Source organism: Primorskyibacter aestuariivivens, from assembly GCF_028023675.1.
GTDB lineage: Bacteria > Pseudomonadota > Alphaproteobacteria > Rhodobacterales > Rhodobacteraceae > Marinovum > Marinovum aestuariivivens.
In genome coordinates this window covers 15513-29199 of sequence record NZ_JAQIOZ010000011.1, presented here as the reverse complement: position 1 = coordinate 29199, position 13687 = coordinate 15513, and the positions used below count along the sequence as shown (strand labels likewise).

Genomic DNA, 13687 nt, shown 5'->3' with positions numbered 1-13687 from the left:
TTCAAAAAATGAGACTTTTTATCTCGATTTTTGCTCAGGTAAGACGCTACAATGATTCGCATGCAAAGCAAGACTCATTTTCCATCGCCGGCTTCAGAGCCATCAGCGGAAGAGCGTATCCCCACAAACCTGCGGACGCTGCTGATCCTTGAGATTTTGGGGAAGAGTGACCGGGCGATGACCGCGACCGAAATCAATGCAGAACTGGGGCTGCCGAAGCAGACCGTGCACCGGTTGTGCATCACGCTTGAGGCAAACGGCTTCATCGCGCGCGAAGGCAAATCACGCCGGTTTCAGGTGGCGCGGCGCTTGCGGGAACTGGGGGCAGGTCTGCTTTACAATTCCCGTGATCATATGGTCCGTCATCAAATCCTGCTCGATGTGGCGCAGCATTTTGGCGAAACGGTCAACTATGTCGTGCCCGAAGATACCGGTATGAGCTATCTGGATCGGGTCGAGACCGGATGGGCGTTTCGCATCCAGTTGCCGGTCGGCACCAATGTACCGTTTCATTGCACCGCAAGCGGCAAATGTTTTTTGGCCAGCCTTGCCCCGTCTGCGCGCCAGACCTTCGTGGCGTCGCTTGACCTGACACGTATGACCGCGTCCACTTTGACCGACCCGCAGGAATTGCTGGACCAGTTGGATGAGATCGCGCGGCTTGGTTATTCGCTGGACCGGGAGGAGTTTCTCGACGGTATGGTCGCGATTTCGGTGCCGGTCCGTGACCCGAACGGGCGCTTCATCGCGGCGCTGGCCTTTCATGGACCGTCGCAGCGCATCGACCTGTCGGATGCCATTGAACGGCGCGGCGTGCTTGTGGATGCAGCCGAACGTTTGCGGGATGCGTTGTTCCCGGAGGAATGAGGCCCGATTGATCCAACCCGGGAGGACATGAAAAAGCGGGGCGCACCATGGCGCCCCGCTCTGTGATTTCGGATTTTTACCGGTCTTAGAAATGCACAGACCGTGCACCTGCGGGCGTTTGCAGCGGCGGCGCGAATTTGGTCAGGTCGATCCCTTCCACCGCGGTCTTGTATTCCTCCAGCGTGGGCGTGCGGCCAAGGATCGCCGAGAGCACGACAACCGGGGTCGAACCGAGCAGCGATTCACCTTTCTTGGTTTCGCTGTCCGCCACAACGCGGCCCTGGAACAGGCGGGTCGAGGTGGCAAGCACCGTATCGCCCTTTTCGGCCTTTTCCTGGTTGCCCATGCAGAGGTTACAGCCGGGGCGTTCGAGGTAGAGGATGTTCTCATACTCGGTGCGGGCCTTGGTCTTGGGCGCGGCATCATCGAACTCGAAGCCCGAGTATTTCTGCAGCACTTCCCAATCGCCCTCTTCCTTCAACTCGTCGATGATGTTGTAGGTCGGCGCAGCGACAACCAGCGGTGCCTTGAACTCGACTGTGCCCGCCTCTTTTTCAAGGTTGCGCAGCATCTGGGCGACGATCTTGATGTCGCCCTTGTGCACCATGCAGGAGCCGACAAAGCCAAGATCCACTTTCTTCTCGGCGTTGTAGAAGGAAATCGGGCGGATCGTGTCGTGGGTGTAGCGCTTGGACACATCGGCATTGTTCACGTCCGGGTCGGCAATCATCGGTTCGACGATCTGATCCAGATCCACGACAACTTCGGCAAAATATTTGGCGTTGTCATCGGGGCGCAGGGCGGGCTTTTCGCCGGACTTGATCTCGGCAATGCGCTTGTCGGCAATGTCGATCAACCTTTGAAGCATGCCGCTTTCATGCTCCATGCCCTTGTCGATCATGATCTGGATGCGCGACTTGGCCAGTTCCAGCGAACCGACCAGCGTCTCGTCATCCGAGATACAGACCGATGCCTTGGCTTTCATTTCCGCGGTCCAGTCGGTGAAGGTGAACGCCTGGTCTGCCAGCAGCGTGCCAATATGTACCTCGATCACGCGGCCCTGGAAGACGTTGTCGCCGTGTTGCTGGAGCATCTGCTGTTGTGTGGCATGAACCACATCACGGAAGTCCATGTGATCGGCCATCTTGCCCTTGAAGGTCACCTTGACCGATTCCGGGATCGGCATGGAGGCTTCGCCAGTGGCCAGCGCAAGCGCCACGGTGCCGGAGTCTGCGCCGAATGCCACGCCCTTGGACATACGCGTGTGGCTGTCACCGCCGATGATGATGGCGCGGTCGTCCACGGTGATGTCGTTCAGCACTTTGTGGATCACGTCTGTCATCGGGTGGTAGACGCCCTTGGGATCGCGTCCGGTCACCAGCCCGAAATCGTTCATGAATTTCATCAGGCGCGGGGTGTTGGCCTGGGCCTTGAGGTCCCAGACCGACGCGGTGTGGCAGCCCGACTGATAGGCGCCGTCGACGCTGGGCGAAACGACCGTCGCCGCCATGGCCTCAAGCTCCTGCATGGTCATCAGGCCGGTAGTGTCCTGCGAGCCCACGATGTTGACCTTGACGCGCACGTCGGACCCGGCGTGTAGCGGTGCGTCCGAATTCACACCCAGCGCGTTGTCGTTGAATATCTTCTCAACCGCGGTCAGGCCCTGGCCTTCGTGGCTGATTTCCTTGGACGGGGCAAAGACCAGCGGTGCTTCGACGCCAAGCGTTTCGGCGGCGAATGTCTGCAGTTTCTTGCCGAAGACGATGGCATAGGAGCTGCCCGCCTTCATGAACTCGACCTTTTGCGGGGTGAAGGAAGAGGACATGTCCACCAGTTCCTCATCACCTGCTTCGTTGTAGAGCTTCTTTTTCTTGGTGTTGATGGTCAGAACAGTGCCGGTTTCGACCGAGTATTTCTGCTCAAGGATCGGGTTGCCGTCATTGTTCAGGATCGGCTTGCCGTCCTCGCCCACTTTCTTGACCCAGTTCTTGAGATCGACACCGATCCCGCCGGTCACGCCAACGGTGGTCAGGAAAATCGGCGAAATACCATTGGTGCCTGCCACGATCGGGGCGTAGTTGACGAAAGGCACGTAAGGAGAGGCCTGCTTGCCGGTCCAGAGCGCGACGTTGTTCACGCCGGACATCCGCGACGAGCCTACACCCATGGTGCCCTTTTCGGCGACCAGCATCACACGCTTGTCGGGGTGCTGCAGTTTCAGCGCCTCGATCTCTTTCTGCGCGTCTTCCGAGATCAGGCATTTGCCGTGCAATTCGCGGTCAGCGCGCGAATGCGCCTGGTTGCCGGGCGACAGAAGGTCGGTCGAAATATCGCCTTCGGCGGCGATATAGCTGACGACCTTGATCTCTTCTTCCACCTCAGGAAGCTTCGTGAAGAACTCGGCTTGCACGTAGCTTTCCAGCAGTTCCTTGGCCACGGCGTTGCCAGCCTCAAAGGCCTCTTTCAGACGGTCGGTGTCTGCCTCGTAGAGGAAGACCTGGGTCTTGAGCACTTCGGCAGCCTGTTGGGCAATCGCCGTATCGTCGCCAAGCGCAAGATCGAGAAGAACACGAACCGAGGGGCCGCCCTTCATGTGCGACAGCAGTTCAAAGGCGAAATCGGGGGTGATTTCCGGCACATCCACCTTGCCAAGGATGATGTCCTTGAGGAACTCGGCCTTTTCCCCTGCGGCGCTCGTGGTGCCGGGCAGGGTGTTGTAGATGAAGAAATTCAGCGACTCCGCGCGGTGCGGATTGTTGCTGTCCTTGATCTGGTCAATGATCTCTTTGGTCAGCGCGCCGTCATCAATCGGCTTGGGGCTCAGGCCCTGTGCTTTGCGTGTTTCAATCTCTTCGAGGTAGGCTGCATACAAACTCATGGCGGTCTCGGCTTGTTAGAGTGTAAGGGAGCACATAAACCGGCTGCGAGTCGGGCTCGTGAACCGGCCTGGCGAATTTGTATACCGACGTATACCCAGCTGCGTGACCGCGCAAGCCCTTCCTCCGTGGCATACTGCCCCAGTATTCGGGTTCAGGTCCGGCAGCCTCCGAATGGAAGTCTGTCGTATCTGAGCACGTCCGTGGTTTGGGTGTGCGTGAAGAGCAACCTGAAATTGTATTTCCGTATGTCGCTCGGAACCGATTGTTCGGATTCCTTTGCATGAAATTCGCGCCCCTCGGGTAGAATATCGCTGAGGTGAGTGACGCGTTTTCAAAGGGGGATGTCATCCATGGTTGGCAGATTAACCAAGAATTTATGACCATATGCGCCTAAACCCGCTGGAACGTGGCGATAGGTGAGGAAAGATGGCGTTGTATGGGGCGGGGTCGTCAAACTGCTACCATACGGAAAATAATTCGACACTAAGTCACGGCGTCAGGCGCTAGCTTCATGGCATGTCAAAAGACAAAGCAACTTAGAATTGCATGCTAGAGGAGACGAACAATGAATATCAGAATTGACGCAAACCCGGGTGGGATGGCCGTGCTGGCACCCGATGAATTCGGGTATTTTGGCGAATATGGCGGACCGATTGATGACCCCCGGATCGCCGCTTTGCTGCAGGAGATCTCGGACGCTTTCGACACATGCATGGCCGACCCGACCTACACCGATGAGCTCATGTCCCTGCGCAAGCATTACGTTGGCCGCCCGAGCCCGGTCTATCACGCCCGCAACCTGTCGCCCGAGGGCGGTGCGCAAATCTATCTGAAGCGCGAAGATCTCAACCATACCGGCGCGCACAAGATCAACCACTGCATCGGCGAAGTGCTGCTGGCCAAGCGCATGGGCAAGAAACGCGTTCTGGCCGAAACCGGCGCGGGTCAGCACGGTGTCGCGCTGGCAACCGCCTGTGCGCTTCTGGATATGGAATGCGAAATCCACATGGGTGTGGTGGACATCGCCAAGGAGCACCCGAACGTGTCCCGCATGAAGATCCTGGGCTGTGACCTGGTGCCCGTGTCCATGGGGACCGGCACGCTCAAGGACGCGGTGGACAGTGCGTTCATCTCCTACATGAAAGACCCCGAGAACATGTTCTTTGCCATCGGCTCGGTTACAGGCCCCGCGCCTTACCCCCGCATGGTGCAGGCCTTCCAGTCCATCATCGGTCAGGAGGCGCGCAAGCAGTTCATCGACCAGACCGGCGGCCTGCCCACCGAAGTCGCGGCCTGTGTCGGCGGCGGATCGAACGCGATTGGCCTGTTCTCCGGCTTCCTCGATGAACCCGATGTGCAACTGGTCGGTGTCGAACCGGCGGGCAAGGGGCTTGATACATCGGATCATGCGGCGACGCTGACCCTGGGCAAGCCGGGCGTCATGCATGGCTTCCGCTGCTACTACCTGCAGGAAGACGATGGTGAGCCGTCGCCGGTGCACTCGGTCGCGTCTGGTCTCGATTATCCGGGCGTCGGGCCGCAGCATTGCTATCTCAAGGACGCAGGCCGGGCGCGCTATGAATCGGCCACCGACAAAGAAGCATTCGCCGCCTTCATGGAGCTGTCCCGCGCAGAAGGCATCATTCCTGCCCTCGAAAGTGCGCATGTTGTCGCTTACGCTATGCGTCAGGCGCCCAAGATGTCGCCCGATCAGTCGATCCTCCTCAATCTCAGCGGTCGCGGGGACAAGGACATCGATTTCGTCATCGAGACCCTTGGTCTGTAAGAGAAAGACGTCACCATGAGCCCCGAGTTTCTGCTCACAGCCCTTATCGTCTGCATTTCCCCCGGCACCGGCGTGGTATTCACCCTGGCCTGCGCCATATCGGGGGGGCGCAGGGCGGCCTTTGCCGCGGCTGTGGGCGGGACTTTGGGCACCTTGCCGCATCTCGCGGCCGCAGTGCTGGGCCTTGTCGCCATCCTCCAGACAAGCCCGTCACTTTTCAACCTGCTGAAATACGCAGGCGCCTGTTACCTCGTCTACCTTGCCTGGCTGACCCTGAAGGACCGCAGCAAATTCGAAGTGGGTCATGAAGAGACGCCGGGATTTGTCGGGATCGCAACGAAGGGCGTTCTGATCAACATCCTGAACCCGAAACTGTCGATGTTCTTTCTGGCATTCCTGCCGCAGTTCATCACCCGGGACAGTGCCACACCCACGGCCGATATGCTGGGTCTGGGGGCGGTGTTCACGCTGATCACCTTTGCTGTGTTCGTGGTCTATGGGCTTGGCGCCTCTTTTGCCCGTGACCGGATCCTCAACCAGCCCAAAACACTGACCGCCATGCGCTATGGCTTTGCGGCCTGTTTCATGGGGTTGGGCGCACGGCTGATGTTCGCCACAATCTGACGCCAGCAAATATCGAGCAGGTTTGGTGACCGGGGCAGCAACCCAAGCTGCCCCGGTCATGTCGTTTTGCAGCATGGGCATTCGAATCGGGTTTGTCTGGCATCAACGTTTCCGCCCGTCCTGACATTGAAAAACTCTGCCGGCGGAAATTATCTTGCTGCCCTGCTCATATTTGAGGCCTCAAAACAAAATTTGAATTAGCCGAATGTCACAGAATATCGACATCAATAGTGTTTTGTCCCGAGGTGGAATACAGCACTTGATACAATTGACGGTTGTGCGGGCGGTATCGTATTTTCTTGTTGTCTTTAATCCACATCGGGGCAGGAAAAAATGTACGCCGAAACAATTTCAGAGAACTGGATCAAGGAACGCATCGCAGAGCTGGTGGCGTTTCCTGTGTCAGAAATCCACGACGCTTCGAACCTGCGGGACGAAATCGGATTGGATTCCAGTGACATGATGTTCGTTCAGTTGCGCATCGAGCAAGCGCTCGGTGAGGCGCTTCTTTACGATGAAAGCATTCAGGTCCACACGTTTGGCGATCTCATGAGCGCAATTAACGACACACTTCTTTTGGCCGCGTGATCTGAAATGGAATTGGCGGAAAATATGAATATCAGGAGTGGCAGATGACCCAATTAAATTCGATCCCGCAGGCCTTGCGCTCAGCAATTGAAGCGCATGGACAGAGAAATATCCTTCATGATAAGGAAGGTGCCGTTACGTTTTTGGAATTGGCGCGGATTTCCGATGGTATTGCGCTGGAATTGCGAAAGGCGAGCATTGGCGCACAGGATCGGGTTGTCATCAGCATGACGGCCTCGCGCTGGACATGGGCCAGTTTCTGGGCAATCTGGAAATTGGGCGCTGTGCCGGTGGCCATTGGGGACCTGGACGGCGCACAGCTACATCAGACATTGAAGCGGGCCGAAGCCAAGGCGCATATCTTTGCGGCCGACCGTCTGGACAAGATCACGTCGGCGTATCATGGCGATCTGGCCCCGGTGGCCTTCTTTGCCGATGACGATTGCGGTCCGAATGTCCGGAACCTCCGCGTCTTGTCGTCTGATACACCGATCTGGGCCGAACCGGATGCAGAGGATACCGCGTCCATCGTGTTCTCATCCGGCACCACCGGTTTGCCGAAAGGTATCGTGCACACCCATCGCAGCTTGCTGGCCGCCGCACAAAACACCTCCACATGTTTTGGCCTCTCAGCCGGTGACAAGGTTCTGTCGGTCAACCAGATCTACCATGTCTGGAGCCAGGTGGCGGTGATCCTGACCGGGAGCCTGACCGCATGCGAAACCGTACTGACCAGCTTTTCCTACCCCGAAACGCTGCACATGCTGGAAGATCACAACATCCAGCTCATGCATGCGCCGCCGCCGGTCCTGTCTGCACTTGCCGCCGGTGATATCCGTGGCTTTGATCTGAGCAATTTGCGCCGGATCATCACAGGGGGCGCTCCGGCCAATGTGGCGGCCATTCGCAAGATTACGGAAAACCATCCGCAGATCGAGGTCCGCAATGGCTATGGCTGTTCGGAATACATCCTCGCCACCATGGACCAGCCTGGCACACCGCTGACGCCGCCCGGATCGTCGGGGGCCATTGTGCCGGAGGTCGAGGTCAAGATCCTCAACCATGATGCCAGCGGTGCGGGCGAGATCGCCGTTCGTGCTCCGTCCATGATGCAGGGCTATCTCGACGATCCGGAGACCACGCGGAAATCCTTTTCCGATGGTTATTTCATGACCGGTGATCTGGGTAGCTTCCGGGACGGGCAGCTTTATGTGTCGGGGCGGCTCAAGGACATCGTGATCGTGAATGGCGAAAACGTCGTGCCGACCGAGGTCGAGATCGCGGTCAATGCCTTCCCCGGGGTCGTCAAAAGCGCGGCCTATGGCATGCCGCACCCGTCTGCGGGAGAGGCGATCAAGATCAAGGTTGTCCCCGCCGAGGGCGTCGACATCGATCAGGTCGGGCTTCTCAAGCACCTGCGCGGGCAACTGTCCAGGAACAAGGTCCCGCGCGCCATCGAGTTCGTGGACGCCATCGCGGAAACGGCCACCGGCAAGATCATTCGCTAGGGCGCTGCGCCCGCAAACAGGACGGAATGAAGACATGCAAACATTGATATCAACCGGGCAGAAACGCGCCGTCACGCTTCAGATGTTGCAACAGGGCGCGCAGGGGTTCGACGGCAAAATCGCGGCGGACGCCAAGTTGGGTCAGGGGTTCGTGTTTACACCCGTCTCCGAAGGCGCGCCGGTGCAGCACATTGTCCTGACCGGGGCGACCGGGTTTCTGGGCGTCCATGTGTTGGCGGCGCTTTTACGCAATGGTGGGCCGCGCATCACCTGCCTGACCCGCGCCGCGGACAATGACACCGCCCTGCAAAGGGTTCTGGAGGCGCTTGCCAAGACCGGAGCCGAGGGGCTGAACCTCTCAGGGTTGCAGGTGCTGGCCCATGACCTGAGTCGGCCGGTACAGGACACCCCGGGGCTTTTGCCGCGGATTGCCCAGGCGGACACTATCATCAACTGTGCCGCACGGGTGAATTTTACCGACCGCTACATTCAGGCACGCGGCGCCAATGTGATGTCGCTGCGCCACCTGTTACATCTCGCGAGCCTTGGTATGCGGATGCACCACGTCTCCAGCGTTGCGGTGTTCTCGCCCCACGCGTTCAACCGCTGCGAGGTGACCGAAGACACGCGGCCTCGGATCGGCGCGTTTTCTGCGGCGCAGGGCTATTGCCAGACCAAGCTTGCGGCGGAGCTGATGCTGCATGAGGCCGAGAGAGACGGGCTTCAGAACACCATCTACCGCCCCGGTCTGATCGGTTGGGACAGCCAGACGGGCCATGGCAACCCGGCGGATTTCCTGACCCATTTCATCACCGGTTCCATCCGCATCGGTGCCTTGCCCGATATTGGGATCAGACTGTCGATTGCGCCGGTGGATTATGTGGCGGGCGCAATCGTCGGCACCGTGTTGCACGGCACATCCGAGGCTGAGGCGCTGCACCTTGTGGGTGAACATGCCCTGTCCATGCGCGAGCTTGCCGATGAATTGTCCAAGGCCGGCGCGCCGGTCGCGCTTGTCCCTTACGAGACCTGGCTCGCCCGGATTGACGCCGATACGGAGAGCCCACTCAAGGCGTTGTCGCTATTGCTGCCGCCGGATTTCCCGCTTTGCCCGGCGGCCCGCACGCCCAGCCTTCTGGACAGTATGGCGGCAGATTCCGGCCCGCGCCTGAGCGATCATATCACGCGGGCCGAACTCTCTAAAAGCCGCCCGCCGCAGACCGGCCAAGGCCTGAATTTCCAAGACTTCCTGAAAAGAGCACTGACATGACCCAAGCCGCCCAAACCTATCCTCCTGTGCTGCTGGACTATGCGCGGGAAAGCCATGCCATGTGCAGTTTCCACCGCGAAAGGATGACTCGTGCCGGTTTGCCCGAGTCTGCGGCCATTCGCAACTTCACCGATGTCCCGCTCATGACCTCTGCCGAGGTGAGCGCGGCGGGTCCGCAGGCCATTCTGGCCGACAGCCTGACAGCCGCGATCCGTGATGGAAGCGTTGCCGGATTTGACGAGGCAGACCGCATCGTACGCATCTCGCAAACCAGTTCCAGTTCCGGAAATGCGCCGAAACTCTCGATGTATACCGAGGCCGACTGGATCAACTACCGCGAGACGCTTCCGCGCCTGACGGCAGGGGCTGATCCGACGGGTTTTGCACGCATCTTCAACTGTTTTGCCGCCACCCACTCCGCGGGACGGTTCATCAATGATGCTTTCCCGATGCTCGGGTCGCTGGTCCTGAACCGCCATCATACGGCCACCACGCCCGAACAGGTCCTTGCGCAACTGACGCTTGGGTTCAGCACATTGGGCAATTTCACTTGCCTTGCGGCGCCGCCGTTTACGCCCGGCGCGGTGTCCAAGGGGGCAACCATCGCCGACCTGCTGGAGCACGACTTTGACAATGTGATCGGCGAGAACATCCGCACGGTGATCACAGCCGGGGCCGCTACTTCGGGTGATTTCGACCTGCGCCAGCAATTGGATGAGGCGACCGAAATGGCGGGCAAGCCGCCGATCCAGATCGTCGAATGGTACGGGGCCGCCGAGGTGGGGATCGCTGCCGTGCGCTGCCAGCATGGTGGTCTGCACCTGACCGGCGGGCCTGTCCATACCGAGGTGGTGGACCCCGAAACACGCCTGCCCCTGGCGGATGGCGAGCGCGGCATTGTCGTGGTGACCGCCACGCGCGGGGGCAGCCGGTATCTGCGCTATGTTGTGGGCGACGAAGCAGTGATCCACACCGGGCCGTGCAGTTGCGGCCAGACCACCCCGCGCCTGAGCGACATCGCAAGGTTTGAAGATATGGCGCGCCTGCAACGGGGCTGTGCCTCGACCGAGGTGGCGGTATGAACCAGATCAGCCCCACCATCCAGCGCCACGACATCACCGCCATTATCGGCAACCGGTCGCAACCGGTGCGAGACAGCTTTGACTTCGACGGCTGGACCATACCGCCGGCCGCGCCGCGCGACATTGCGATGGCGCTGAAATCCGCGCGCAATCGCCCTGCAAACGATATCGGGCGCGTGGTCGAGGTCTTGTCCGAGATCGGGCGCAACGCTGACTGGATCACCGACGAGGATATGGACCTGATTTCGGCCCGCGTTGGCTGTGCCCGTTCCTATCTGGGCGAGTCCATGGCACGGCTCAACGCGTGGTTGGCCGAGCTGCCGCAATTCGTTTCGCAACTGGGCACACGGGGGCCGGATGGCTACCGCTCAGAGCGGGGGCTGTGGCACGGCGGGTTGACCTCGACGCTGGTTCTGGCGGGCGATGCCAGCGCGTTGGGGCCGCTGGCGCTCAGCCATATGATGTTGTCGGGATCGCGGACCATTGCCAAGGGCAGCAAATACGAGCCGCTCGCGCCGGTTCTGTTCCTGCGCAAGGTCATGGAATACGGGCTACAGGTGCCGGACCTGCTCTATATCGACACCGGGGCTGAGGATGCGACAGCGCTAACCGCCAAGCTGATCGGCAATACCGCGCAATCGGTGATTTACGGCGCCGATGCCACGTTGCAGACGATCTACGGCTCCTCGGACGTGGCGCTCACGCACAAAAAGATCGCCTTTCTGTCGGGGCGGTCAGGCGCCATCGTGCTGGACGATGCGGACCCGGACCATGCAGCCGAGATCGTGTTGAAAGGCGTGGCTGAGGACCGGGGCAATCGCTGCTATTCGACCAAGAAGGTCTTTGTGCCCGAAGCCATGATGGCGGGACTCACCGCGCGCCTTGTGGCCGGGGCTGACGCGTTGACCCGTGGTGCGCCGCAAGATCCCAATACCGATATCGGACGGCTGGCCTCCGACGCGCGCCGTGTGACGGATATGCGCATCGGCGGCTCCAAAGTGCTCTATGACAAGGACGTGCTTCTGGTTCAGGCCAGCGATGACGACGCGCTTTTGCTTGAGGAAATGCCCTATCCGGTCTGCGCCTTGCGGCCCTACCGCGCCGATGAAGATGTCGTTGCCTTGTTCAACCGCTCAACGCTGAAAAAGCAGGGGCACACGGCACTGGCCGTCAGCGTCATCACCGAAGATGTGGCGCGTTTCGAACAGGTCGCACGCGATGTGAATGCCACCAAGGTTCTGCGCAACCGACCCAGCATCGAGATTGATCACCACACCTCTCATCAGGGGCTCTACCTGTTTCGTGAACTCATGCGGTTTCGCGAAATCTGTGCCTGATCCCTTCCTTAGCCGCGCCGCGTGGCGCCCCTTATCCGGAGCAACAAGATGATTGCAGCTTTTTACACCCAGACCGGCCATGCCAAGACCGTGCTTGCCGTTGACGAATTCGATGCGCGCCTCCCGGGGCCGGGCGAAGTCCGTGTGCGCATCGCAGGCTCGGGTATCAACCCTGCGGATGTGAAGCGCCGGGCCGGTGAAACCGGACGCAATCGGATGTTTCCCATCGTGATCCCGCATTCCGATGGCTACGGCTATGTCGAAGCTGTGGGGCAGGGGGTGATGGACCGCAAGGAGGGTGATCTGGTCTGGCTTTGGAATGCGCAATGGAAACGCCCCTTTGGGACGGCGGCGGAATATTCCGTACTGCCCGCCCGTCAAACCGTCCCGGTGCCTGCGAACCTCCCGGATGGACAATATGACATCTGCGCGGCGCTGGGCGTGCCCGCGCTGACCGGGCACCGGTCGGTTTCGGTGCTGGGTGATGTGCGGGGACAAACCGTGCTTGTTCAGGGCGGCGGCGGAATGGTGGGTCAGTTCGCCATCCAATTCCTGAAGCGGCGCGGCGCACGGGTCGTGGCAAGCGTGAGCGACGACGCCAAGGCCGCGGCAGCCAGGGCCGTGGGTGCGGATCAAACGCTGCGCTACACGGATCCCGACGCGCTCGATCTGTTCAAGGCCGAGGCGGGACCGACGGGGTTTGACTGTGCCATTGATCTGAATTTTGGCGCCAATTGCGCCGATTACACGCAATATGTTCGCAAACATGGCCGTGTCGTGGTGGTGGGATCTGTGGAAGACATGTTCCCGCGCGTTCCCGTTCTGATGTTCCAGGTACACGGTTTGACAGTGCATTTCATTTCCGGCTCGGAACAACCCTGTGACTTTCGTCAGGTCGCAATCAACGAGATTACCGACGGACTTTCGGACGGCTGGCTGCAAGGCAATATTCAGGCGAGGTACAAGCTCGCCGATATCGTGAGCGCACATGAGGCTGTGGAACGCGGCGGTTTGTTTGGCAAGATCGTCCTTGACGTGTAGCCGATCGCGCATCCGCGAGCGAATGCGTTGGATGGTCTGCCGGTCGAAATGCATGACAGGCTCAGGTGCTATTCTGATCCGGGAGTTGCGGATCGGAATTCACCAAGGCTTGAATTCCTGAAGCGGCGGCGCCTAAATTACTGGATCGGAAACCCGGCACACTCCTGATTCAGAACAGCGGATTTTGCTTCTAATTCGCGTCATGCGATTTTGAAATTGCAACTATGGCTAGAAATATTGACGCCAACCAGAACAAGGAATTCCCGTTAACCATAGGTAAATGCGAAAGAATTTGACTGATTCTCAAGGCTGAATTAGCTGTGGCCATTATTACTAACACTCAAGGGAGCAATAATGACCGATTTCAATCTTGATAGCTTGTCTCTGAAAGAGCTCAAGCAACTGCAAAAAGACGTAACCAAAGCGATATCTTCATTCGAAGATCGCAGGAAAAAAGAGGCGCTTGCCGCGTTGGAAGCCAAGGCCGCGGAAATGGGTTTTTCGCTGTCCGACCTGACAACGGGCAAAGGTGGCAAGATCTCCGCACCCAAGTATCGCAATCCCGACGACGGATCGCAGACCTGGACCGGCCGTGGCCGCAAACCCGCGTGGTTTATCTCCGCACTGGAGCGTGGCGTGTCGCCTGAGGATATGCTGATTTCATAAGCTGATCCCGTTGCCGGATATCTAAGGGCGAGGTGAGAC

At 59.3% G+C, this 13687-nt stretch carries 11 protein-coding genes; 10 read left to right on the top strand and 1 reads right to left on the bottom strand.

Annotation, left to right across the window (positions count from 1 at the left end; genetic code table 11):
* Nucleotides 1-51 precede the first annotated feature (51 nt).
* On the top strand, nt 52-867 hold the full coding sequence (locus PGB28_RS12420; RefSeq protein WP_333908238.1) for an IclR family transcriptional regulator: 816 nt from the start codon (nt 52-54) through the stop codon (nt 865-867).
* Between the two features lie 85 nt (nt 868-952).
* Here the strand turns inward: PGB28_RS12420 and PGB28_RS12415 are convergent, their stop codons facing one another.
* The gene (locus PGB28_RS12415) at nt 953-3745 is read right to left on the bottom strand and encodes a bifunctional aconitate hydratase 2/2-methylisocitrate dehydratase (RefSeq protein ID WP_271421829.1); all 2793 of its coding nucleotides are present in this window, start codon (nt 3743-3745) and stop codon (nt 953-955) included.
* Nucleotides 3746-4311: 566 nt separating this feature from the next.
* Here PGB28_RS12415 and trpB point away from each other — a divergent pair.
* From trpB to PGB28_RS12370, 9 genes are all read left to right on the top strand, one after another.
* Complete coding sequence (trpB, locus tag PGB28_RS12410; protein ID WP_271421828.1) at nt 4312-5532, top strand: tryptophan synthase subunit beta; 1221 nt, start codon at nt 4312-4314, stop codon at nt 5530-5532.
* A 15-nt stretch (nt 5533-5547) separates the two neighbouring features.
* Nucleotides 5548-6156, top strand: a complete 609-nt coding sequence (locus PGB28_RS12405; RefSeq protein ID WP_271421827.1) for a LysE family translocator — start codon at nt 5548-5550, stop codon at nt 6154-6156.
* 333 nt (nt 6157-6489) lie between these two features.
* The gene (locus PGB28_RS12400) at nt 6490-6744 is read left to right on the top strand and encodes an acyl carrier protein (protein WP_271421826.1); all 255 of its coding nucleotides are present in this window, start codon (nt 6490-6492) and stop codon (nt 6742-6744) included.
* A gap of 44 nt (nt 6745-6788) precedes the next feature.
* Entirely contained in the window at nt 6789-8252 is a 1464-nt protein-coding gene (locus PGB28_RS12395) for a class I adenylate-forming enzyme family protein (RefSeq protein ID WP_271421825.1), read from the top strand.
* A 34-nt stretch (nt 8253-8286) separates the two neighbouring features.
* A complete protein-coding gene (locus PGB28_RS12390) occupies nt 8287-9522 on the top strand; it encodes an SDR family oxidoreductase (RefSeq protein WP_271421824.1) in 1236 nt (411 codons plus the stop codon).
* The gene (locus PGB28_RS12385; RefSeq protein WP_271421823.1) at nt 9519-10604 is read left to right on the top strand and encodes a phenylacetate--CoA ligase family protein; all 1086 of its coding nucleotides are present in this window, start codon (nt 9519-9521) and stop codon (nt 10602-10604) included. Before PGB28_RS12390 ends, PGB28_RS12385 begins: the two co-directional genes overlap by 4 nt.
* A complete protein-coding gene (locus PGB28_RS12380; RefSeq protein WP_271421822.1) occupies nt 10601-11941 on the top strand; it encodes an aldehyde dehydrogenase family protein in 1341 nt (446 codons plus the stop codon). The genes PGB28_RS12385 and PGB28_RS12380 overlap by 4 nt, the downstream gene beginning before the upstream one ends.
* A 48-nt stretch (nt 11942-11989) precedes the next feature.
* On the top strand, nt 11990-12982 hold the full coding sequence (locus tag PGB28_RS12375; RefSeq protein WP_271421821.1) for an NADPH:quinone reductase: 993 nt from the start codon (nt 11990-11992) through the stop codon (nt 12980-12982).
* A 354-nt stretch (nt 12983-13336) separates the two neighbouring features.
* Nucleotides 13337-13648, top strand: coding sequence for an H-NS histone family protein (locus PGB28_RS12370; RefSeq protein WP_271421820.1), 312 nt, complete (start codon nt 13337-13339; stop codon nt 13646-13648).
* The last annotated feature ends 39 nt before the right edge of the window (nt 13649-13687 follow it).